This is a genomic window from Microbulbifer mixtoriginis (SeqCode), assembly GCF_052468275.1.
The window spans coordinates 612,450-634,525 of the sequence record NZ_CP174341.1 but is presented as its reverse complement, the minus strand read 5'-3'; the positions used below and the strand labels follow the sequence as shown (position 1 = coordinate 634,525).

Here is a 22,076-nt window from a genome sequence, read left to right as displayed (position 1 = left end):
CGATCAGGCCTCAAACTCAATTTCGATAAGGCTACAGCTCTGGGTGTGGCCCATAGCTCTCTTGATGGTGGGATATACAGAGGCGGTGGCGACGCTGACGCCCAGCTCGATTCGCTGTTTTTTATCCAGCTGCTCAGAGATACGCTGGTCCAACAGTGGATCAATATTTTTGTAACTGGCCAGCGCGGTGGCAAAGTCAAAAATATCCTTGAGATGCTCCGGTAAATTACTGCCGCCCTGAATGCAGGCCTTTACCAGTTGCGGAGCGACATTAGCTTCCAACGCCATGCGCACATTCAATTGCAGGCAGGCACCGCAGTCCGCCACCTGCATGGCGGCCAGTTTGCTCACCCAAAAAACCTCCAGCGGTAAGAATTCCCGGTGCATCGACAGGGGCTGGAACTGTACAAATTTTTCAAAGCCCTCTGGAGACGAGCGTAAAAACTCTTTTAGATACTCCATGTCGTAGCGATATTTCTTGGAGAAGGCATCCATTTCTTGCAGCTGCTGCTGTTCTGTCATCTCTATGGCTCCTATTGCCGGTGATAGAAAGTCGGACCTCCTCGGTCCCGCTGCCAAGTTTTATCGGTATTGATGTTAGATAAAAATTAATAACCATCGGACTTATCGATAGGTGGGCTGTAATAATTACCGTACAGACGCCGAGCTTCCCGGGCGAACCAAAGGCCGGCTTTGCCTTGAGCTGTTTTTGCCGACCACAGCAGGTCGACATCCAGGCTCCAGGCGCTCAGTGCGCTGGTGAGTTTCAGCTCCACCAGTTTTCCACTTTTGAGGAAAGGGCGAGCCAACTCATAGGGCGCGTTGACCCAGCCTATGCCTTTGCAGGCCAGATCCAGGGCCTGTAGCAGGGAGTCGCAGACCCAGACCTGCGACGAGAGCTGCCAGCGTTGTTGGCCCTCCTCCATGGCTGCGATTATTTGCCGGTGGCGCGCGGCCTCACGCAGAGAGCTAGGCTGCTGATGCGCCAGTGGATGGTCCGGTGTGGCCAGGCAGAGAATTTGTTGGCGTCCGAGTGTGTTGAACTCTAGTGCGCCCGGGTAGCTGCCACCGCTTGTCACAAACGCAAAATCGGCTTCGCCTTTGGCGATACTTTGCACTGCCTGATGATGACTGGAACTGCGCAGTTGCAGCTGGGTGTGGGCAAAACGCTGGCTGAAGCTTGCCAGTACATCGTTGAGGCGATCGGGCATCACCAACTCCTCAAACAGGATACGCAGCACGGGTTCCTCGCCGCGCTGGTAGGAGTCCGCGGCCTGCTGAAAACGCTGCAGCTGCCCCAGCGCTTGGCGGGCAAGCGGCAATAGGGCCATGGCCGCAGCTGTGGGGTGTGGGAATTTTCCGCTACGGTCGAAAAGGGCGAGTCCCAGGTCCAGCTCAAGATTCTGAATACAGGCACTTACCGAGGATTGAGCACGCCCCTGTTCGCGGGCAACAGCGGAGAAAGAGTCCAGCTCGCAGGCGCGTACAAAAGTATGCAATTGATCAGTATTCAGATTGAGCATGAGTGTCGAATCGTCCGGCGATGAGTTATTCAATATCCTGGCGGAGATATTGATCCTTCAGATTCACATAATTTTGCGCAGAGTAGCTAAAAAACGCCTTTTCCTTGTCGGATAACGGGCGGGCTTTGCGGCAGGGGGAACCCACATAGAGATAACCGCTCTCCAGGGTTTTTCCTGGTGGTACCAACGCGCCGGCTGCTAAAACGACCTCGTCTTCTATAACCGCACCGTCGAGTACTATGGCGCCGATACCGATCAAAATCCGGTTGCCGATGCTACAGCCATGCAGACAGGCCTTGTGGCCAATTGTGACGTCTTCGCCGATTGTCAGGGGCCACCCCTCGGGATTAAACGGCCCCGCATGGGTGATATGTAATACTGCACCGTCTTGGACACTGGTGCGGGCACCTATCTGAATCCGATGCATATCCCCGCGCACCACCGCCATGGGCCATACGGAGCAATCATCACCCAGCGTGACATCGCCAATCACAGCTGACTGTGGGTCAACAAAAACACGATGGCCAAGTTGCGGGGATTTCTCGCTCGCAGAATCGTTGTGGCTGCGCAGTGGGGACATAAAGAGGCTCCTGTACAATGAATCCTCTATCATAGCTGTATCCTATTTCGAGCACAGGGTCCCGTATGTCCAATCCATTGTTGAATATCCCTCTACTGCCACCGTTCACCCAGCTGCAGCCCGAGCAGGTTGAGCCTGCAATTGCAAAACTCATCGGAGACTGCCAAGGGCAGTTACAAAGAGGCTTAGAGAACCCTGGCTGGGAGAGCACCTTGCAGCCACTTGAACAGGTTCAGGATCAACTCAACCGGGCCTTCTCTCCGATCAGTCATCTCAACAGTGTACTGAGTGGTGAATGGCGAGCGCCCTATGAAGCGGCGCTTGCTCAGGTAACTGCCTATTGGACTGAGCAGGGGCAAAACCGCGAATTGTACGAGGTGTATCAACAGCTGGCGGCCTCGCCGGAATTTGTGAGCTGGCCGCAGCCGCAAAAGAAATCTGTAGAGTTGGGTTTACGGGATTTCGAATTAAGCGGGGTCGGCCTGGAGGGTGAAGCTCGGGAGCGCTTTGCAGGCAATAGCAAGCGCCTGGCTGAACTTTCCAGCCAGTTCGCCAACAATGTTTTGGATGCTACCAATGCCTGGACCTGGCATACGGAAGATGAGGCAGATTTAACTGGCTTGCCGGAAACCGCTATAGCGGCGGCGAAAAGTGCAGCAAACACAAAAGGCAAAAGTGGTTGGTTGATCACCCTAGAGGGTCCGAGCTATTTGGCGGTAATGACTCATGCGGAGAACCGAGAGTTGCGCCGGTTGGTGCATACCGCATTTGTGAGCCGTGCCTCTGAGGTTGGGCCCAACGCTGGAGAGTTCGACAATTCAGAAGTGATGGAATCTATCTTGGCACTTCGCGCAGAGCAGGCCCAGCTATTGGGAATGGCTAATTACGCCGAGTTGTCTCTGGCTAGTAAAATGGCGCCAGATTGCGAAGGCGTATTGGAGTTTCTCAATGACCTGGCGAAGAGAGCCAAGCCCGCAGCTGAGCGGGAAATGGCTGAATTACGCGTATTTGCCAGCGAAGAGTATAAGTTAGAAGAGCTTCAACCTTGGGATATTGCTTGGGTTGCGGAAAAACTCAAGCAGCAGCGTTATGCCATTAGCCAGGAAGAGCTGCGCCCTTACTTCCCTTATGCCAAGGTTCTGGAAGGTTTATTCGCCGTAGTGGAAAAGCTCTTTGGAGTTGCTGTTCAGGAAGACACTTCAGTGGAAACCTGGCATAAAGATGTACAGTTTTTCTGGCTTTATCGCAATGGTGAACGTATTGCGGGTTTTTATCTGGATGCCTTCGCGCGAGAGAAAAAGCGTGGGGGTGCCTGGATGGATACTGTTGCCACACGTCGCCAAGGTGAAGAGGGCTTGCAGCTGCCCATCGCTTATTTGGTGTGTAACTTTAGCCCCGCAGCGGGAGATATGCCCTCTCTGCTAACACATTACGAAGTCACTACCTTGTTTCACGAGTTTGGCCATGGCCTGCATCACATGCTAACGCAAATTGCTATAGCGGCGGTTTCGGGTATCAATGGTGTGGCCTGGGATGCGGTAGAAATGCCTAGCCAGTTCCTGGAAAATTGGTGTTGGCAACCTGAGGCGATCGCCATGATCTCTTCTCATTACCAAACTGGAGAGCCGTTGCCTGCAGAATTACTAGAAAAAATGCTTGCGGCAAAGAATTTCCAGTCCGCTATGTTCACTGTGCGACAACTGGAGTTTGCAATTTTTGATTTTCGACTTCACGCCAGTGAAGAAGTGATGGATACGCAGAAAATTCAGCAGCTAATGTCAGAGGTACGCACCGAGGTGGCTGTAGTTCCCGTGGCTAAGGAAAATCGCTTCCAGCATGGTTTTAGCCATATTTTTGCCGGTGGCTACGCTGCAGGATATTACAGCTATAAGTGGGCAGAGGTACTCTCAGCAGACGCATTTTCACTATTTGAAGAAAAGGGTATTTTTGACAGTGCTACTGGCGAGAGTTTTTTGCATTCTATCCTCGAACAGGGTGGCAGCCGGGATGCTTTAGACCTGTTTGTAGAATTCCGAGGTAGAAGACCCGATGTTGATGCACTATTGCGTCACTCAGGTATTGAGCAGCTTGAATTAAATATCAGCCCGGCCTGAAAAGGCCGTTAAGTCATGCATGTTGAGCAGTAACTATGGTCGATCAGGAAAATTCCGGTGGGCATTCCAAAAAATCCAAAAAACGATTTATTGCTGGCGCTGTTTGCCCACGCTGTAGCGAGATGGATCGTATAGTCAATTACCAGGAGGATGGAAAAAATTTTCGTGAGTGTGTTTCCTGCGGATTTAAAGATGAAATACGCCTGCAGTCCGCGCCTTCTGAGCTATTAACCCGGGTTAGTACTGGGCAGAGAAAAGAGGCGAGTGAAGAACCGGTAAAATTTATTCAACCTACCAAAAAAAATAAGTAGTGAAAAAGGCAATTGTAGTTATAGCCGTGCTTGCCATTGCAATTATTGCTGGCTTGTACGGCCTAAATCATTATCGAAAAATTCAGAAACAGCAACTGGAGCAGACCTCACATCTATTGGCCAGTTGCGTCAACCAAGGACTTCTCAGCCTATTTCGTTTACAGGCAAATGATTGGCACAAGAATCCAGGCTTTGTTCTGCAACAGCAGCGATCACTTGATGAGAGTGTCGAAGGACTACCGGAAAAGATCTTAGAGGGTAAATCCTTTAAGAAATGGGAGTATGCTGTCGATATCTGTAATAAATTAACAAGAAATAGCAATTTACAACATATTACTATTTTCAGACCGCTAGCCGACCTCGCTTCATTTGAAATGTCAGATGCTGCTACGTTTAAAAGTAGAAAGTCACTGAGAAAACGTAAGAAAACTATTGGTGCACTGAGAGAGTCAGCACAGGCAGCGGATAGATATTTGAAAGATTTACGCAGTGATATAAGTACTCAGATGAAAGTTTATAGATTTTCTGATGAAGAAAAAGAATTTATTCAAAAACAAATAAATACAGAAGTTCTGGACTATTATCAGAAAGGAAATTTTTCACTTAATAATGTCAATGTATATCTTGAAAGATTATCAACCTTTTATAAGTTGATGGCCGAAAATCCGAAAGCTTACACTGTGCGTAGTGGCAGTCTTTATTTTTATGATGGCTCTCTAAGAAGCAAAATTGATATTTTGAATCGAGCTATTTTACAAGGAGAAAGTGAGTTCTTTTCCAACTACACTCAGATTTTGGTCAGTAAGCAGATAAGAGCTTCGGGATTTTAAAAATTGTGAGCGGGCATTAATACATTATTGTTCCCGCTCAATATTTGTCATCCTGAGATTATTGTTTTTATTTCCTGAAACCATGAGTTTCATAGATCAACAAAACTTCGGAAAAATTTTTAGACATTGATTTCTAATGGTTTTCAATCTAATCAATTTTTGTACATCATCCCCGATATAAATTCAGTATCATACTACTCTATTCTCTATTCTCTATTCTCTATTCTCTATTCTCTATTCTCTATTCTCTATTCTCTATTCAGCTGAATAATTTAGCTTATTACAAGCCAGAAACCCTCTAAAACTTAATTTATAAAAGTATTAAATTATTTCTTAATCCATGTGTCGGTTACAGTGTAGTATCGAAAGTAAGCAACAAGCCCTAAAGATCGTGCGCCAATCCACAAAAAAAGACTAAACCATATGCCATGGTTTCCCCAATCTCGAGTTAACCACCAGCTTGGGAAAAAAATTAGAATAGTAGCTATAAACATAGTATTGCGCATTTGTCGGCTTTTTCCGGCGCCAATAAAAACACCATCAAGTTGGTAACTCCATACGGCTAATAGCGGCAGAGCGCAAAGCCACCAATAAACGTTATTTACTTGCTGGATCACACTAGAGAGATCTGTAAACAACTTTATTATTATTGGCTGACAAAATATCAACAATAGAGTAATAAAGAGTGCACTTCCTAAAGCCCAAATGCCTGCGGCATTAACTATTTCCTGAAATAGTTTTTTTGATTTTTTTCCTATTGATTCACCTACTAATGCCTCAGTTGCATGGGCAAAGCCATCCAGCGCGTAAGAAGTCATCATTAATAGTTGTAATAATATTGCATTGGCTGCAAGGGTGGAGTCTCCTTGGGCGGCCCCTTGAGCAGTAAAGAATGTAAATGTTAATAACAGCAAGCAGGTTCGAATAAATAAATCTGTATTGATTTGCAGTAACTCAAGCCAAGGCTTCCACTCTATCCATGGCTGAAATTGAGGGGTTTGAAGACACTTTTTTAATGCTTTCCAAATTTTAGGATTAACACGCTTAAGTAAAAACAATCCCATCAATAAGGCGAAAGTATCAGCACAAACTGTGGCTATCGCAGCGCCTTTTGCCCCTAAACCAAGACCGAGAATAAAAAGAAAATCCAAAAGTATATTGAGTATATTTGCTGCTAGCAAAATATATAGTGGAGCCCGGCTATCCTGTCGGCCTATAAAGAAACCTAGTATGGCAAAGTTAACTAGTGCAAGAGGAGCACTTATCAGACGAATCTGTAAATAAGCCACTGCATGCGGGCTGGCTGCACTACTGGCATTCATCCAACCAACAATATTGTCCAGCAAAGGATAGGTAATAATCTGAAGTAGTATCCCTAATGCCATTGCCAATAGTATTGCTCTTAGCAACCATTCAACACCACCATCCTGACTGCGTGCAACGACACCAGTGGTGCCCATGCGAAGAAAACCGAAGGCCCAAAGCAGCATTGTCATAACACTTGCGCCAATGGCTACTCCAGAGAGGTAAACGGCCGAAGAAAGGTGACCGAGAATTGCGGTATCTACTGCCCCAAGTAAAGGAACTGAAATATTACTAAGAATCATAGGCCAGGCAAGATTCCAAACCCGACTCATGCTTCTTGAATCAATTGTTAGGTACTTCATAGGGGCTACTTATGATTAATAACTGTAAGAAAAAAAACGTATCAATTTGGAGTTTTGTCTGATGTATTTTAAGAGGGATTAGTATCGTTTTGGCATATAAATCATCTGTCACTAAGCTGTCGATTATACCTTATTGTTCAATTTGATGATTGTTGAAGACAGGATTGGACAGAAGGGAGCATTAAAGGAGAGCAATTTTATACAAGCAATAAAGTGGTACTGAAGTGGAAAGTCTGTGTGAATGCACAACGCAAATAATCTTTTTAATACAAATTAATCGTCCCGGGACAACAGAACTTGAGCTTATTGCAAAATAGGAGTTATATCATCAAATAATGATTAAATTTATTTGAAATTTCCTATGCAGGAAGCTGGTTTGAGCATAATTTATCGCTATAAGGCCTGATTGACTTTTCATTGACAATATGTTCCTGTTGTACCTGCAGTAGTTGCGACAAATAAAGAAACACAGGTTGTTGGTTGTACCTTCCGGGCGACGACATCTGAAGTAAAAATTTTTTTACTAAAATAACAAGTTGCACTGACGGCAGTAATGCGGGGATGTCACCTCGTCCAGTGTATGTAGTCTTGTGTTGCTACAGTATGTCCAAAATTATTGAGTGGATTTAACCCTGTAACAGTATATAGACAGGGCTATTTCAGCTATCCGTGAAGGCCGGCGGCCAAAAATAAAATTCGGGTTTTCGAAGGAAACCCGCAACCACGGAGATCTGTAGGCGATGTTGAGAGGCTTTGATCGGCTGTTCGCCTTGCTGGCCGCTTCGCTATCTGTCCAATCCGTACTGGCGGAAGAGCAGGCTGTTGAGCGCTGGGGGGTCAATATGCCCAAAGGGGTGACAGAAGTTGCCCAAACGACCTATGAATTACACATGCTGATTTTCTGGATTTGTGTAGCCATTGGTGCTCTTGTATTTGGTGTCATGTTTTACAGTATGTGGCGTCATCGTAAGAGTAAGGGGTACAAGGCTGCACAGTTTCATGAAAGTACAGCTGTGGAGCTGGTGTGGACAATAATTCCCACTGTCATTCTGATTCTCATGGCTATTCCTGCGACCAAAACCCTCTATGAGATCTATGATACCGATAAAGCGGATCTAGATATCATGATTACGGGGTATCAGTGGAAGTGGAAATACGACTACATTGGTTCGGATGTTACTTTTTTCTCAAATCTCTCAACTCCACGCAGCCAAATTAATAACGAACAGACAAAAAGCCCAAACTACCTATTGGAAGTTGATGAACCCTTAGTTGTTCCTATTAAGAAAAAAATTCGATTCTTAATTACTGCCAATGATGTGATTCATGCTTGGTGGGTACCTGACTTAGCTGTAAAAAAAGATGCTATCCCAGGTTTCATTAATGAATCCTGGACACGTATTGAAGAGCCTGGAATTTATCGTGGGCAATGTGCAGAACTCTGTGGCAAAGATCATGGATTTATGCCGATCGTGGTAAAAGCTGTTCCCCAAGAAGAGTACAACGCTTGGCTGGATGGGCGAGTTGCTTCTGCAGTAAAAATGCGCGAGCTCACGGGAAAAACTTTTACTTTTGATGAGCTTTTTGCACAAGGGGAAAAAGTCTACAACAGCATGTGTGCAGCCTGTCATCAGCCAAATGGAAAAGGGGTTCCCGGCGTATTTCCAGCGATTGCCGGATCAAAAATTGCGACAGGTCCCCTGAATACCCATCTTGACATAGTCATTGATGGATCACAGGTAAACCCTGCCATGCAAGCATTTGGAGAACAGTTATCTGAGGTGGATATAGCCGCAGTGATAACTTATCAACGCAATGCCTTTGGTAATGAAATGGGCGATACGGTTCAGCCCGTTGATATCCTTAATTTTAAGAATAAGCAGTAAGCGCTAGGGGATTTTAACATGGCACACGGACCTCAATCTGGCTTGAAACGCTGGCTATATACCACAAATCACAAAGATATTGGTACTTTGTATCTTTGGTTCAGCTTTGCAATGTTTTTCCTGGGTGGCTGTATGGCACTCATTATACGAGCTGAGCTTTTCGAGCCTGGACTACAAATCGTACAGCCAGAATTTTTTAATCAAATGACGACCATGCATGGGTTAATCATGGTCTTTGGGGCGGTAATGCCGGCATTTGTCGGGCTAGCAAACTGGATGGTACCGATGATGATCGGCGCTCCGGATATGGCATTACCACGGATGAATAATTGGAGCTTTTGGATTTTACCTTTCGGTTTTGCAATGTTGGCATCGACCTTATTTATGGAGGGGGGAGCACCTAACTTTGGTTGGACATTCTATGCCCCCTTGTCGACAGAATATGCACCACCGAGCGTCACGTTTTTTATATTTTCCATTCATATTCTGGGTGCATCTTCCATTATGGGAGCCATTAATATCATAGCGACCATTCTGAATATGCGTGCTCCAGGCATGACTTTAATGAAAATGCCACTTTTCGTCTGGACCTGGTTGATCACTGCTTATCTTCTAATCGCAGTGATGCCAGTACTAGCTGGTGTAGTGACGATGATGCTGATGGATATCCACTTTGGTACCAGTTTCTTCAGTGCTGCAGGTGGTGGTGACCCAGTTCTATTCCAGCATGTTTTCTGGTTCTTTGGGCACCCAGAGGTATACATCATGATCTTGCCTGCTTTCGGTATTATTTCGGCGATCATTCCCACTTTTACGCGTAAACCACTATTTGGATATAGTTCTATGGTTTATGCCACAGCTGCCATTGCATTCCTCAGCATGATTGTGTGGGCTCACCATATGTTTACAGTGGGTATGCCTATAGCCGGCGAGCTGTTCTTTATGTATGCCACCATGCTGATTTCAGTACCCACGGGTGTGAAAATTTTTAATTGGGTTTCTACCATGTTTAGAGGCTCCATGACATTTGAAACCCCCATGTTGTTCGCTATAGCTTTTATTATTCTGTTTGCCATTGGCGGATTCTCAGGATTGATGTTGGCCATTGCTCCAGCGGATTTCCAGTATCATGATACCTACTTTGTAGTTGCCCATTTCCATTACGTACTGGTTCCTGGGGCTATTTTTTCCATTACGGCAGGGGTTTATTACTGGTTGCCTAAGTGGACAGGGAATATGTACAACGAAACTATGGGGAAAGTGCATTTCTGGTTAGCTTTCATCGGATTAAATTTAACCTTTTTCCCGATGCATTTTGTCGGTCTGGCGGGTATGCCCAGAAGAATTCCAGACTACGCACTACAATTCGCTGACTTTAATCAGATGGCCAGTATGGGGGCATTTCTTTTCGGTGCGGCTCAGGTGGTATTCCTCTTTAATGTGGTACGTACAGTCATGGGTGGTAAAAAAGCCACTGATAAAGTATGGGATAACCCGGAGGGGTTGGAATGGACGGTGCCATCACCGGCTCCCTATCACACCTTTAGTACCCCTCCGGTTATTCGTTAATTTCTGGTTCTTGTGCCGATGAAATTTAGCGAAAATACGAAAGTTTCTGCGAAATTGCTGGCGCTTGCCGCCAGCATGCTGGTGTTCGCCATATTCGTGATGCCACCACTTTATGATGCTTTTTGCGAGATTACTGGTTTGAATGGTAAAACTGGCGGGCGTTACGAAGCGGTCCCTGCTGCTATCGATACCAGCAGGTCTATCACCGTTCAGTTTATTGCGAGTAATAACGACAATATGCCTTGGAAGTTTTCTCCCAGTGTAATGTCGGTGGAAGTCCATCCAGGTGAGGTTATGGATACCGTTTTTATCGCTTTTAATCCTACTGGAAGGGATATGATCGGTCAGGCCATTCCCAGCTTGGTTCCTTTTAAAGCCGCGGAATACTTTCACAAAACTGAATGTTTTTGCTTCAATCAGCAAATTTTAAAAGCGGGTGAACAGGCAGAGTTACCATTGCGATTTATCGTTGATCCCGAGATTCCTAACAGTGTAAATACCATAACCCTTTCCTACACGCTGTTCGATGTTACGGAAAGAACTTCTAAAAATATCGAAAAAAATAACGAGCCCGAGCGAGAGGGATAAAATTCATGGCTAGTGAAAGCAGTTATTATGTTCCAGAACAATCCAAGCTGCCGATATTTGCCACTATAGGTTTGTTTTTAATTGCCTTTGGTGCTGCGAATTGGATCAATGGTGGTAGCTCCTATATTTTCTTTACCGGTGCGCTGGCTTTGGCAGCAGTCTTATGGTTCTGGTTTGCAGCGGTAATCAGAGAAAATATGGCTGGTCTGAACAGTGAACAGTTAAAGAGATCTTATGTCTGGGGAATGGGATGGTTTATTTTCTCTGAGGTTATGTTTTTTGCTGCATTTTTTGGGGCCCTATACTACATAAGAAATTTCTCTGTTCCTTGGTTAGCTGGAGAAGGCGATAATGGAATATCCAACATGTTGTGGGAGGGGTTTGAGAATACTTGGCCTCTCTATGTGACTCCGGATGCAGCAGCTCATGGCGATACAGCACAATTTATAGGACCTAAAGATGTTATTGATCCATGGCATTTACCTCTTTGGAATACAATAATTCTTTTATCTTCCAGCGTTACCGTACATTTCGCTCATGTGTTTCTTAAAAAAGGTGAGCGTGGGAAATTTAATCTGTGGTTGGGAGGAACTGTTCTACTAGGTTTCATATTTTTATATCTTCAGGCGCAAGAATACTATGAAGCCTATCAACATCTTGGACTCACTTTAGAGTCAGGGATTTATGGCACAACTTTTTTCATGTTGACGGGTTTCCATGGAGCTCATGTAACTCTGGGAACGATAATGCTGCTCATAATGTTGTTACGTTCTGTAATCGCACATCATTTCAAACCTAATGATCATTTTGGCTTTGAAGCAGCAAGCTGGTACTGGCATTTTGTAGATGTTGTCTGGGTTGGCTTATTTATTTTTGTATATGTGCTAGGTGCATAATTTATAAGTACATAGGATTCGCCTCAGGTTGAATTAACTTGAGGCGATATAAACTAATATTTATCTGTCCAGGGAGCAGTATTAGCCAAAATACCGCTTTCGAAGCCATACCAGATGGCTAATAGAAGAAGTGCGGCAAGAGAAATCCGTATACCTAAAGCATAAAGAGTACGTTTAGACTGGGGAGCACCCATATCTCGCAGTAGAAAAAATAAAGCACTGGATAGGCTCACCAGTATCGCGAGAAAAAGAACGACTATAACGATTTTGAGCCACATATAATTATTTTCCATTATTTTATGTAGTAGCACATGACAGTAGAGATACCATCAGTTTCTTCAGATAATACCAGTGTATCATTGATTCGTAACTGGTCGATCACCCTGTTTTCTTTTGGGTTTATTCCAGTTTTTGTGTTGTTGGGATTTTGGCAGCTCGGTAGAGCTGATGATAAGAGAATCATAGATTTAGAAATCAATTCAAGATTGTCATCCCAACCAGAAAATCTACATTTAGTTACGAATTTAAAAAGATTCCTGCCTGTAAAATTAGATGGAAATTATTCTGATGAATATCTCTTATTGGATAATCGAACTCGCACTGGAAAGGTAGGGTATGAGGTTCTTCAAGTCTTTATATCTGGTGAACAGAGATGGCTAATAAATCGAGGCTGGATTCCATTTTCAGCTAGCCGGGATGTAATGCCTGAAGTTAATTACCCTAAAGATAAGATAAAAATCAATGGGTTTTTATACCCGGTTGAAAACTTAAAATCTATAGAGACTAAAGAAAAAATAATAAATCGTAGAATACAGATTGTTAATAAAGAAATTGTTCAGAATATGACGCTCAGTAATAACAACTGGATCGTTAGGTTAAGTGCTGACTCAGAATCAGCATTCATAACTGATTGGCAATTAGTAAATAGCAGCGTGGATCGACATATCGCTTATGCGATTCAATGGTTTGCTATGGCTACAGCTTTATTTTTTCTTTGGCTTTTTACTGCTACCAATTTTATAAAAGTAAATAAAATAAATAATTAGGGGTATGATAATGGAAGGAAGAGAAGGGTCCTCCACTCTGCAAGAAAATGTAGAAATAAAAACAAATTCTTCTTCAAAAAAAATACAGATGTTTTCTATTGCAGCATCGGTATTTCTACCGATTGTTGCAGCTTATATAGTGTTTTATACGGGAGTGGGAATACCTGATGGAACAACTAATCAAGGTGAGTTACTTCAACCACCGATTAATTTTAATGATTTAAAAATATCTTCACTTGAAGAGGAGACACAGTTAATTGGGGGGGGACACAAAAAGTGGAGATATCTCATTATAAGTCCTTCAGACTGTGGTGAGGACTGTGAAAAACTATTATATACCAGTCGCCAAGTACATATCCGATTGGGTGAGAAAGCCAGCCGAGTTGAGAGGCTTCTTGCAACTCATCATTCCATGACTGAAGAAAAAAAAGAAAAACTACAGTTAGAACATCCTCGTCTAAAGATTTTCAGATTGAATGACAATAGCGTAAATACGCTACATGAACTGACCGACCATAAAAAAATTGATGATGTTAAAGCAATATTAATAGATCAGGAAGGATTCGCAATGATGATCTATGACAACCAACATAGTGGTAATCAACTATTGAAAGATATCAAACGCCTGTTGAAGTACTCCTATGAAAAATAATGGAGAGTGACATGGAATCGTCAGAAAAAAAGAAAATAAAGCAACCTATAAAAGAGCAATTTGGTTGGCGTTTGAAGTTAACATTGGCTGGATGTGTCTTAGCCATAATTGTTGTTACTTTAGGAGCATTTACTAGGCTTGTTGATGCTGGGTTGGGCTGCCCCGATTGGCCTGGTTGTTACGGCCATCTTACTTGGCCAGATAAAAATCATGAAATTCAAGCGGCTAACTATGCATTTCCAGATACGCCTGTAGATACTAGCAAAACTTGGCCTGAAATGGTGCATAGATACTTTGCAGGCATCCTGCTTTTATTAGTCGCTTCACTTGTTTACATATCCTGGCGTAATCCTAAACAACGCACTTTTAAACAGATACATTTTTTGATGGCCCTGATTACTTTGCAAGCGGCTTTCGGTATGTGGACTGTCACCTTGAAGTTATGGCCTCAGGTTGTCACTGCGCACTTACTAGGAGGAATGGCAACATTATCTATGCTGTGGTTACTCGTAGAAAGAATGAGATATGAAAAATTATCAGGTCAATTTAAAAATTACCGTAAACTTCATAATTTATTACCACTTGCCGTTTTGACTGCTATAGCAGTAGTTGTTCAGATAGCCTTGGGAGGCTGGACGAGTTCAAATTATGCTGCACTTGCCTGTCCAGACTTCCCCACGTGTCATGGAGAGTGGCTTCCTAAAGCTGATTTTAAGGAAGGGTTTAATATCCTCCAACAAATTGGGCCAAATTATTTAGGTGGTGCTTTGGAAAGTGATGCACGTACGGCTATTCACTTTATTCATCGTATCGGCGCTTTAATCGTGACTGGACTAGTCCTTAGCCTTTCATTTTTTTCCTGGAAAGCTGGTGAGTATCGTTGGGCCCTTATATTGATTGCTTTGATAGGGGTGCAGGTAAGTTTGGGTGTCGCAAATGTAATTATGTTTTTACCACTATCAATTGCTGTTGCTCATAATGCCGGTGCCGCATTTCTATTATTAGGTATTTTAACTTTCTGTTATCGTATTTACTCGGCTGGCTCTATTGAAGTACGAGAAAATAATTCTAAAAAAAATAGAATTATAAAAGATTCAGAATTGGCTGCCGAGTTGTAATGATCTATGTCTTATCAAGGAAGAATTAGAGAAGAAGAATATTATGGCTATACAAACTGCTAAATTGAGCTTCACTAACTGGCGTGATTATTATGAACTGACTAAACCCAGAGTAGTCATGCTGATGATTCTTACATCTCTGATTGGTATGTTGTTAGCTGTTCCAGGAATGGTTCCGTTAGAAATTTTAATATTGGGTAATTTAGGTATTGCCCTTTGTGCTGGTAGCGCTGCAGCGATTAATCATCTGGTTGATCGTTACATTGATACAAAAATGGCGCGTACTAGCAATCGCCCAGTCGCAAGAGGAAGAGTTGAGCCACGCAAGGCCATACTATTTTCTCTGTTGCTGGGTATTCTTGGTATGGCAGTGTTAATGGTATTTGTGAATGTATTAACCGCTTGGTTAACACTGATATCTCTGATTGGTTACGCTGTTATTTACACTATGTTTTTAAAGCATGCCACACCTCAGAATATTGTCATTGGCGGACTCGCTGGTGCAGCACCGCCACTACTCGGATGGACAGCGGTAACTAATGAAATTCATCCACATGCCCTGTTACTGGTACTGATCATATTTGCCTGGACACCTCCGCACTTTTGGGCACTAGCAGTGCATAGGAAAGAGGATTACGCCAGAGCAAAAGTTCCTATGCTTCCAGTTACTCACGGTGTGCCATACACAAATCTGCATATTTTACTTTATACATTTATTTTATTTGCAGTCAGCTTACTTCCTTTTGCGACTGCAATGTTAGGTTGGTTATATCTTCTTGGGGCGGTGGTGCTAGGTCTTGGGTTTATATATTGGAGTTTGGTAATGCTACGGGGTCGAGACCCCAATGCGGGAATTGAAACCTTTAAGTATTCTATTATTTATCTGATGGCTTTATTTTGCATTATGTTGTTGGACCACTATTTAATATGGGTGTAAAAAATGACTAATATTCATAAGATGGCTGAGCCTAAATTCATGCAACGACAAAAGCGTGGTGTTCGTATAACGATTACCGTTTTACTGATGTTTATTGTGGCAGTTTTGGTTGGCTTTGTTCATAAGTTAAGTCAACCAAGGATATTAAGTGATTCTGAGCTTCGCATAAATGGTGCCGTGAAATTACAGCGAGCAAGAATTTTAGATAATTTTCAGTTAATCGCTGATACAGGCAGTGCATTTGAAACAAAAAATATGAAAGGCCAATGGACTTTCATATTCTTTGGATTTACCCATTGTCCCGATGTTTGCCCTACAACTCTGTCGAGTCTCAATAGTTTTTATAAAATCCTTGATGAAGATATTCGTGCAGATACCGATGTTATTTTAGTTTCGGTTGATCCTGCCAGAGATAAACCACTAATTTTACATGATTATGTTCGATATTTTAATAATGATTTTCTCGGTGTTACTGGTAATTTCATAGAAATAAAGCGTTTTGCTAGTCAACTTAATGTTCCTTTTAATAAAGTTATTCTAGAAAATAATGATTATACGATGGATCATGGTTCTCAAGTTGTATTAATAAATCCCCTTGGACATTACCATGCTTTCTTTAGAGCCCCACTGGATCCGGCAAAAATGAAATTAACCTATCGTTCAATTCGTGCCACTTTTAATGGTTAATTTACATATTGGAGTATTCTCATAAATTACTCTTTGACCTGTGTATGCTTAGATGTAAGGAAGTAAAGTGCAGTTGAAAAGCCTTGACAAGGTTCACTCAACGGATGTTTCTAAAGTCCCTTGGGGTGCACCACTTATCTTATCCTTATGTATTATTCCTTTTGGCTGGGCTGGCTTTCTTGCACCTCTTACCTGGATCGCTTTAACCACACTTGAAATATGCCGAGGGTGGAGGCGTACGGCTTTATATTTTGTTTGTCTTGCCCTTATGCTGTTGGCCGGCTTTAATATCATTCCTGGTAGTGAGCGAATTCAAATTTTAACTCCCTACTCAGATAGTGCAGGGAATTTGATATATGCGAGTTTCAATAGTGGTAAAGCATTAGTTGCTATTGGCTTACTCGCTTTTATGCTTCGTCAAAAACAAACCGTACGACCTATCGATTTATTTTTTTTAATAATTACTATTGCTATTCCAATCACTATTGGGTTGGTTTTGTATGGTCCTTCGGTAAAAATATCTAATACAATATTAATAGCAGCAGTTATCAATCTTTTAGTCGTATGTATTAGTGAGGAAGGCTTTTTTCGCTGGGTGTTACAAAGAGGATTAGAAGAATCCCTTGCTGAGTGGCGATGGCTTTCTGTTCCAATAGTCACAGTTATTTTTACCATGCTTCATGTTGGGTGGTCTGCAGATACTTCAGCAGTTATTCTACTTGGTTTAGCCTCTTTTTGTTATGCAATTCTCTGGTATTTACGTAGAAATTTTTGGCTTTGTGTGATGGCTCACTGGGCGGTCAATGTATTTCATATGTTATTACTCCCTTATCCTCTTCCGGCTTAAAACTGAAAAGTGATAATAATCTATCCAAGATATACGTTGAAGCGTACTGATAATGTTCAAGTTTTTACCGCAGATCTTATTCACGTTTACTATTTGATTGGGAGATTCTTATGAAAAAATGCTTGGCTTTTATTTTGATATTCTTGTCGGCTTGTGATGAGTGGAATGTTGAAAATCACCATGCACTTGCGAAAAAACTTGTACTGGAAAATATGTTAGTGGATGGTCATATAGATGTTCCATATAGGTTGTCGAAAGAAAATGTTGATGTTGGTTCCAGCGTAGAAGGTGGAGACTTTGATTATCATAGGGCCATCAAAGGTGGTTTAAACGCTCCTTTTATGTCGATCTACATACCTGCTGAAAAGGAAATTGATGGAACTGCTAAGGATTATGCAGACCAGCTGATTACTAATATCGAGACATTGGTAGAAATGCATCCCGAAAAATTTGCGATTCCTAAATCTTTAAAAGAATTAAAAGCTCAAGTTGAGCAGGGTAAAATTTCACTTGCTCTGGGCATGGAAAATGGTGCAGGTGTTGACGGAAGCTTAGATAATTTAAGGCATTTTTATAACCGCGGGGTTCGCTATATTACCCTAACCCACTCTAAGAGTAATCATATCTCGGATTCTTCCTATGATAAGTCAAGGCCGTGGAAAGGATTGAGTGAGTTTGGTAAGGAACTAGTGAGAGGGATGAATGCACTAGGTATTATGATTGACGTGTCCCATATTTCTGATGAGGCCTTTTGGCAGGTAATGGAAATTTCATCAGTTCCTGTAATCGCCTCACATTCCTCAGCGAGACATTTCACCCCAGGTTTTGAGCGCAATATGAGTGATGCAATGTTAACTGCGCTTGCAAAGCAGGGAGGGTTGATTATGGTCAATTTTGGCTCAACGTTTATTAGTGCTAAATCTAGAGATTCCTATAACTCAATTAGTCGGCTGACTAAAAAATATATTAAAGAAAATAACTTAGATATACATAGTCCGGAAGTTGAAAAATATACAGAAACATTGCATCAGGATATGTTTGTCTATGCCGATTTAAGTGATGTACTTGATCACTTTGATCATATTCGCGATTTAGTTGGTGTTGACCATATTGGAATAGGCTCAGATTTTGATGGTGTTGGTGACAGTTTACCTGTTGGATTGAAAGACGTTTCAGAATATCCAAACCTTGTTTTTGGTTTACTTGAGCGAGGTTATAGTGAAGAAGACATCAAAAAGATCCTCGGGGGTAATCTACTGAGAATCTGGCAAAGTAATGAAGAGTATGCGACTTCACAAAGGCACTGATTTAGACATTGGCCTCAAGTTGGTGAGCTATGCTTTTAGCAATTTTATAAATTTTACTGTCGAACCTGAACACAGGTCTTTTGAAGAGATTAATTTGTATGTTTCATCGGCTGAGGAAAGCAAGGCTTTTTCTTGGTTGGTTTGGTCTTTTAATTGCTATGCCATTTTTTCTTTGGGGATTGGCAAGTGTGCTAAATATTGTTCCATCAATGATTCAATATTTTGGGATTCAAGGGATAGGTATTCCCGCGATGATTACAATATCAGGGTTGTTATTAGCTGCGGTAGGGTTTTGGGACTATGATTAAATTTGGCGGTTAAATCAATGTTGAAGGCATCTGATTTCTTTATTTTATTGGCTGTTCTGATCTCATTTTTTTTATCTGGGTACTTATGGTTTAACGGCTATAAGGAACAGGGTATTTTTACTGCCTTATGGGTGCCCAGTATTTTAAGTTTTGGCATCTACTTTAAAGTATCAGCCCTTCTGGCAAGAAGATAAAGGCTATGTCTGATACATTAATTTTGATAATAGGAATTGGCGTATCTATCTGTATATTAATAGGGGTAGGACTGACTATCTATGAATTCCATAAGGCGGGTTATGAGCCAGTTGGAGATCGATCGAAGAAGAATAAGTCTATTAAATAATTTCAAAAAATCTATAAGATAAAAAGGGAAGCCAATGGCTTCCCTTTTTGTTTGCGAAAGCCCTTTGATTAGAAGCTATAAGTCATTTTTCCGTAGATAAAGCGTCCGCGTGGATCATGCTGTGATTCTACATAACCATAAAGATCTGTATCGCCATCACCAATAGCGAAGGGTGGTTCTTCATCAAAGACATTATCCGCGCCAAGACTCAAAATCATATTTTCGAAACCGGTATAGCGTGCCTGTAAATTCATGGTCAGGAAGGAGTCTACAGTACGGGAACTATTAGTGTCATAGTCAAGAGTACCATCGAAGTCGATATCCGGCGTATCCTCAAATTCACCTATATAGCTCAGTCCTGTACTAAAGCCGAAGGTACCGAAGGTCCAGTCAGCGGTAGCGTTCCAGCGATGCTGTGGATATTCGTACTCTCCGGCTAGATCTCGGGTAAGGAAGGAACTGCCTTCTGAGTTAAGTTCTACTCTCTCAAACTCCGCCAGATAGGAATAATCTAAGCGAAGTCCTAACTCACCGCCTGCTATCTCAAGTCCACTGTATACAACACTTAAGTCTACCCCCGATACTTCCTGCTCTCCGATATTGGTAAAACCGCTGCGAATAGACTGTAGTGATCCTAAAGATTGGCCTTGGAGTGGAGTATTGCGTCGGCAGATTGTGCTGTTTTGATCGTTACAATTAAGGTTATAGATGTAACCAAATGGAACTTCATCAATCTTACCCTCCTGAGTAATATTCCAGTAGTCCAGAGATAGCTGCAGACCATCAATAGGCTCGTAAACGGCACCTATATTGTAGGACTCGGACTCTTCTGCATCGAGGTCTGGGTTTTCTGAGTAGATAATTGTGTAATCGAGTTCAATACAATCTTCACTATTAATATCATTAGCTTCACAGCCATAGGTATCTGCAAAGAATACGGATTCTTGCGAGTCACCAAGACCTATTTGAGCGAGTGACGGTGCTCGGAAGCCGGTGCCCCAGGATGCTCTAAGAGATAATTGATCAGTGGCAGTCCACAACAGCTTGGCCATTGGGTTAGTGGTGTTGCCAAAGTCGCTGTAATCATCGTAGCGGGCCGCCAGTGTGAGGTCGAACCTAGCGGGAAGGGGGATGGCTACTTCGACATAAGCCGAGGAGATATCACGGCTGGCACTGGCGGATACGGACTCAGTGCCAAAAATGAGCCCACGCTGGAATTGATCATCGGGGATGTCGGAAGCTTTTTCTTCACGATATTCCAAGCCAGCTGCCATAGCAATGGTACCGCTGGATGTTTCGAATAAATTGCCATTGATTGTGAAATCGTAGCTGGTCAGTTCAGACTTGCCCTGACGTACTAGGTTGGTGGTGATGGCATCAATCACTGAATCAGGATTTTGTACTCCACCAAAGGGATTATAATTACCCGCATTAATCTGCTCTTGCAGCAGGTCGGTGCGTACCCAGCCCTGGGATTTGCTCCCGGTTTGTTTGGACTCGCTACGGGAGCGTTGTATGGATGTCTCCCAGTCCCAATCTGCGATAGAACCACGTAGCCCGAATACACCGCGCAAGTTGTCAGTTTCTATATCCCATTGGCGTGCCCCAGCATCTACAGTGCGGTAAAAGGCGATATCGACATCTTCTCCAAAGGGGTTATTAGGGTGGTCTGCGGGTACATAGAGGCCCGCATCTGCATCCAGAGGCGTAGGAGCACCTTGAGCTACAGAAGTATTATGCTGAACTGCTATTTCGCTAAAAAACTCTATGTTGTCATTTAACTGCTTATGACCCAGCATTAATAATCCAGTGCGTTCCGCTTCGGGTGTAATCAAAGTCCAGGGGCCATAATCATACTTACACACGCTGCCAGATTTGTTGACAGCTATGCGATCTTCGGGACAACTGGGATCTTTTGTTGTTTTGTCAGCCATTGGTAGAATGAAACTTCCGGGAAATCCACGGGCTGAGCGAAAGTCCATACCACCTCGGCTGGATTGGTTAGCGGTACCTAAACTACTGCGTTCGGTACTATCTAAGCGACTATTTTTGTGGTGGTCAAAAATAACGGTGAAATTGGAGTTTTCCCCATTGATACCCCACACAGCAGAGAAAGACTGTTCGTCATAGCCATCTGCACTGCCGTAGTCCATAGAAACTTCAGTGCCCTCGAAATCTTTGCGTAGCACTAGATTGACTACACCGGCTACCGCATCAGAGCCGTAAATGGCGGAGGCACCATCCTTCAAGACTTCCACACGCTCAACGGCGGCCAACGGAACACTGTTGATATCGACGAAGTTGGTGGTTATCCCTTCGGCAAAGGCACTGATAGCGACACGGCGACCATTAACTAGCACCAGAGTTGCATCAGCCCCCATACCACGCAAACTCACCGCAGCTGCACCGTTAGCGGTGGAATCCTGGTTGTTGCCGCGGGTGGAGAAAGTGCCGTTACCGGCGGCGGGGTTTTTCTCAAACAGTTGCTGTAGGTTGGTATAACCGGATTTCTCGATGCTCTCGCGGTCCATTACCTGGATCGGGGTAGCATTTTCAAATTCAGAGTTGCGGCTGATGCGGGAGCCGACAACGGAGACCTCTTCAATAGCACCTTCCTCGGCAGCGAAGAGAGCCTGTGGAGTTGTTGAAGCGGCCGCGGCCAAAATGGCAGAGGCCAACACATTGCGACGGAGAGTGAATTTTTCCATGTTTATTGCTCAACTTTTTTATTGTCATAGTCCATGACTGGCCCAAATTGGCTGGTCGTCGAGCAACACTAGCAATGGCGGAAAACTGAAACAATTAGCTCAGAGCTGGGCAAAGACCCTGTGGATAAATGGGTGAAGTGAGTCGCTTTTTTTGGATGA

The 22,076-nt window shown here is 43.2% G+C and carries 21 protein-coding genes; 15 read left to right on the top strand and 6 right to left on the bottom strand.

Annotation, left to right across the window (positions count from 1 at the left end; all coding sequences use genetic code 11):
- Positions 1-3: 3 nt before the first annotated feature.
- From ACJJIC_RS02830 to ACJJIC_RS02820, 3 genes are all read right to left on the bottom strand, one after another.
- The gene (locus ACJJIC_RS02830; RefSeq protein ID WP_445356423.1) at positions 4-522 is read right to left on the bottom strand and encodes a hypothetical protein; all 519 of its coding nucleotides are present in this window, start codon (positions 520-522) and stop codon (positions 4-6) included.
- 86 nt (positions 523-608) lie between these two features.
- Positions 609-1,523, bottom strand: coding sequence for a LysR family transcriptional regulator (locus ACJJIC_RS02825; protein ID WP_444883283.1), 915 nt, complete (start codon positions 1,521-1,523; stop codon positions 609-611).
- A gap of 25 nt (positions 1,524-1,548) precedes the next feature.
- Entirely contained in the window at positions 1,549-2,103 is a 555-nt protein-coding gene (locus ACJJIC_RS02820; protein WP_444887638.1) for a gamma carbonic anhydrase family protein, read from the bottom strand.
- A gap of 65 nt (positions 2,104-2,168) precedes the next feature.
- Here ACJJIC_RS02820 and ACJJIC_RS02815 point away from each other — a divergent pair, with 65 nt between their 5' ends.
- The 3 genes from ACJJIC_RS02815 to ACJJIC_RS02805 are packed head-to-tail and all read left to right on the top strand — an operon-like array spanning position 2,169 to position 5,358.
- On the top strand, positions 2,169-4,217 hold the full coding sequence (locus ACJJIC_RS02815) for a M3 family metallopeptidase (protein ID WP_445356422.1): 2,049 nt from the start codon (positions 2,169-2,171) through the stop codon (positions 4,215-4,217).
- A 35-nt stretch (positions 4,218-4,252) separates the two neighbouring features.
- Entirely contained in the window at positions 4,253-4,528 is a 276-nt protein-coding gene (locus ACJJIC_RS02810; protein ID WP_444883286.1) for a YheV family putative zinc ribbon protein, read from the top strand.
- Positions 4,528-5,358: a hypothetical protein gene (locus ACJJIC_RS02805; protein WP_445356421.1), complete on the top strand. Its 831-nt coding sequence runs from the start codon at positions 4,528-4,530 to the stop codon at positions 5,356-5,358. The genes ACJJIC_RS02810 and ACJJIC_RS02805 overlap by 1 nt, the downstream gene beginning before the upstream one ends.
- Positions 5,359-5,684: 326 nt before the next feature.
- Here ACJJIC_RS02805 and ACJJIC_RS02800 read toward each other — a convergent pair whose 3' ends face one another.
- Entirely contained in the window at positions 5,685-7,025 is a 1,341-nt protein-coding gene (locus ACJJIC_RS02800; RefSeq protein WP_444883288.1) for an MATE family efflux transporter, read from the bottom strand.
- A 740-nt stretch (positions 7,026-7,765) separates the two neighbouring features.
- Here ACJJIC_RS02800 and coxB point away from each other — a divergent pair.
- Genes coxB through ACJJIC_RS02780 form a run of 4 tightly spaced genes read left to right on the top strand, consistent with a single transcriptional unit; the run spans position 7,766 to position 11,964 of the window.
- Positions 7,766-8,911 (top strand): cytochrome c oxidase subunit II, encoded by a 1,146-nt coding sequence (coxB, locus tag ACJJIC_RS02795; protein ID WP_445356420.1) that lies wholly within the window; start codon positions 7,766-7,768, stop codon positions 8,909-8,911.
- A gap of 18 nt (positions 8,912-8,929) precedes the next feature.
- Positions 8,930-10,480 carry a cytochrome c oxidase subunit I gene (gene ctaD, locus ACJJIC_RS02790; protein ID WP_444883290.1) on the top strand — a complete coding sequence of 517 codons (1,551 nt, stop codon included), beginning with the start codon at positions 8,930-8,932 and terminating at the stop codon, positions 10,478-10,480.
- Positions 10,481-10,498: 18 nt separating this feature from the next.
- Entirely contained in the window at positions 10,499-11,068 is a 570-nt protein-coding gene (locus tag ACJJIC_RS02785) for a cytochrome c oxidase assembly protein (RefSeq protein ID WP_445356419.1), read from the top strand.
- A 5-nt stretch (positions 11,069-11,073) separates the two neighbouring features.
- Complete coding sequence (locus ACJJIC_RS02780) at positions 11,074-11,964, top strand: cytochrome c oxidase subunit 3 (protein ID WP_252084005.1); 891 nt, start codon at positions 11,074-11,076, stop codon at positions 11,962-11,964.
- Positions 11,965-12,017: 53 nt separating this feature from the next.
- On the opposite strand, the gene ACJJIC_RS02775 is transcribed toward ACJJIC_RS02780, so the two are convergent.
- Positions 12,018-12,242, bottom strand: a complete 225-nt coding sequence (locus ACJJIC_RS02775) for a DUF2909 domain-containing protein (RefSeq protein WP_252086046.1) — start codon at positions 12,240-12,242, stop codon at positions 12,018-12,020.
- 33 nt (positions 12,243-12,275) lie between these two features.
- Between ACJJIC_RS02775 and ACJJIC_RS02770 the strand changes: the two genes are divergently transcribed.
- The 8 genes from ACJJIC_RS02770 (at position 12,276) to ACJJIC_RS02735 (ending at position 18,866) form a co-directional block, all read left to right on the top strand.
- A complete protein-coding gene (locus tag ACJJIC_RS02770) occupies positions 12,276-13,010 on the top strand; it encodes an SURF1 family protein (protein WP_445356418.1) in 735 nt (244 codons plus the stop codon).
- A 10-nt stretch (positions 13,011-13,020) separates the two neighbouring features.
- Positions 13,021-13,662, top strand: coding sequence for a redox-active disulfide-containing membrane protein (locus ACJJIC_RS02765; protein WP_445356417.1), 642 nt, complete (start codon positions 13,021-13,023; stop codon positions 13,660-13,662).
- 11 nt (positions 13,663-13,673) lie between these two features.
- Positions 13,674-14,780, top strand: a complete 1,107-nt coding sequence (locus ACJJIC_RS02760; RefSeq protein WP_445356416.1) for a COX15/CtaA family protein — start codon at positions 13,674-13,676, stop codon at positions 14,778-14,780.
- A gap of 43 nt (positions 14,781-14,823) precedes the next feature.
- A complete protein-coding gene (gene cyoE, locus ACJJIC_RS02755) occupies positions 14,824-15,717 on the top strand; it encodes a heme o synthase (RefSeq protein WP_445356415.1) in 894 nt (297 codons plus the stop codon).
- A 3-nt stretch (positions 15,718-15,720) separates the two neighbouring features.
- The gene (locus tag ACJJIC_RS02750; RefSeq protein WP_445356414.1) at positions 15,721-16,404 is read left to right on the top strand and encodes an SCO family protein; all 684 of its coding nucleotides are present in this window, start codon (positions 15,721-15,723) and stop codon (positions 16,402-16,404) included.
- A gap of 67 nt (positions 16,405-16,471) precedes the next feature.
- The gene (locus ACJJIC_RS02745) at positions 16,472-17,251 is read left to right on the top strand and encodes a CPBP family intramembrane glutamic endopeptidase (protein ID WP_445356413.1); all 780 of its coding nucleotides are present in this window, start codon (positions 16,472-16,474) and stop codon (positions 17,249-17,251) included.
- A 110-nt stretch (positions 17,252-17,361) separates the two neighbouring features.
- The gene (locus ACJJIC_RS02740; protein ID WP_445356412.1) at positions 17,362-18,558 is read left to right on the top strand and encodes a dipeptidase; all 1,197 of its coding nucleotides are present in this window, start codon (positions 17,362-17,364) and stop codon (positions 18,556-18,558) included.
- Positions 18,559-18,656: 98 nt separating this feature from the next.
- A complete protein-coding gene (locus ACJJIC_RS02735; RefSeq protein WP_444888955.1) occupies positions 18,657-18,866 on the top strand; it encodes a hypothetical protein in 210 nt (69 codons plus the stop codon).
- A 411-nt stretch (positions 18,867-19,277) separates the two neighbouring features.
- Here ACJJIC_RS02735 and ACJJIC_RS02730 read toward each other — a convergent pair whose 3' ends face one another.
- A complete protein-coding gene (locus tag ACJJIC_RS02730; RefSeq protein ID WP_445356411.1) occupies positions 19,278-21,917 on the bottom strand; it encodes a TonB-dependent receptor in 2,640 nt (879 codons plus the stop codon).
- Positions 21,918-22,076: the final 159 nt, after the last annotated feature.

What these genes read in the sequence shown, in the direction of transcription:
- cyoE (WP_445356415.1), top strand. Translation starts at nt 14,824, where the DNA reads ATGGCTATACAAACTGCTAAATTGAGCTTCACTAACTGGCGTGATTAT.
- ACJJIC_RS02815 (WP_445356422.1), top strand. Translation starts at nt 2,169, where the DNA reads ATGTCCAATCCATTGTTGAATATCCCTCTACTGCCACCGTTCACCCAG.
- ACJJIC_RS02820 (WP_444887638.1), bottom strand. Translation starts at nt 2,103, where the DNA reads ATGTCCCCACTGCGCAGCCACAACGATTCTGCGAGCGAGAAATCCCCG.
- ACJJIC_RS02740 (WP_445356412.1), top strand. Translation starts at nt 17,362, where the DNA reads ATGAAAAAATGCTTGGCTTTTATTTTGATATTCTTGTCGGCTTGTGAT.
- ACJJIC_RS02770 (WP_445356418.1), top strand. Translation starts at nt 12,276, where the DNA reads ATGACAGTAGAGATACCATCAGTTTCTTCAGATAATACCAGTGTATCA.
- ACJJIC_RS02825 (WP_444883283.1), bottom strand. Translation starts at nt 1,523, where the DNA reads ATGCTCAATCTGAATACTGATCAATTGCATACTTTTGTACGCGCCTGC.
- ACJJIC_RS02810 (WP_444883286.1), top strand. Translation starts at nt 4,253, where the DNA reads ATGGTCGATCAGGAAAATTCCGGTGGGCATTCCAAAAAATCCAAAAAA.
- ctaD (WP_444883290.1), top strand. Translation starts at nt 8,930, where the DNA reads ATGGCACACGGACCTCAATCTGGCTTGAAACGCTGGCTATATACCACA.
- ACJJIC_RS02750 (WP_445356414.1), top strand. Translation starts at nt 15,721, where the DNA reads ATGACTAATATTCATAAGATGGCTGAGCCTAAATTCATGCAACGACAA.
- ACJJIC_RS02785 (WP_445356419.1), top strand. Translation starts at nt 10,499, where the DNA reads ATGAAATTTAGCGAAAATACGAAAGTTTCTGCGAAATTGCTGGCGCTT.
- ACJJIC_RS02735 (WP_444888955.1), top strand. Translation starts at nt 18,657, where the DNA reads ATGTTTCATCGGCTGAGGAAAGCAAGGCTTTTTCTTGGTTGGTTTGGT.
- ACJJIC_RS02800 (WP_444883288.1), bottom strand. Translation starts at nt 7,025, where the DNA reads ATGAAGTACCTAACAATTGATTCAAGAAGCATGAGTCGGGTTTGGAAT.
- ACJJIC_RS02830 (WP_445356423.1), bottom strand. Translation starts at nt 522, where the DNA reads ATGACAGAACAGCAGCAGCTGCAAGAAATGGATGCCTTCTCCAAGAAA.
- ACJJIC_RS02775 (WP_252086046.1), bottom strand. Translation starts at nt 12,242, where the DNA reads ATGTGGCTCAAAATCGTTATAGTCGTTCTTTTTCTCGCGATACTGGTG.
- coxB (WP_445356420.1), top strand. Translation starts at nt 7,766, where the DNA reads ATGTTGAGAGGCTTTGATCGGCTGTTCGCCTTGCTGGCCGCTTCGCTA.
- ACJJIC_RS02780 (WP_252084005.1), top strand. Translation starts at nt 11,074, where the DNA reads ATGGCTAGTGAAAGCAGTTATTATGTTCCAGAACAATCCAAGCTGCCG.
- ACJJIC_RS02760 (WP_445356416.1), top strand. Translation starts at nt 13,674, where the DNA reads ATGGAATCGTCAGAAAAAAAGAAAATAAAGCAACCTATAAAAGAGCAA.
- ACJJIC_RS02765 (WP_445356417.1), top strand. Translation starts at nt 13,021, where the DNA reads ATGGAAGGAAGAGAAGGGTCCTCCACTCTGCAAGAAAATGTAGAAATA.
- ACJJIC_RS02730 (WP_445356411.1), bottom strand. Translation starts at nt 21,917, where the DNA reads ATGGAAAAATTCACTCTCCGTCGCAATGTGTTGGCCTCTGCCATTTTG.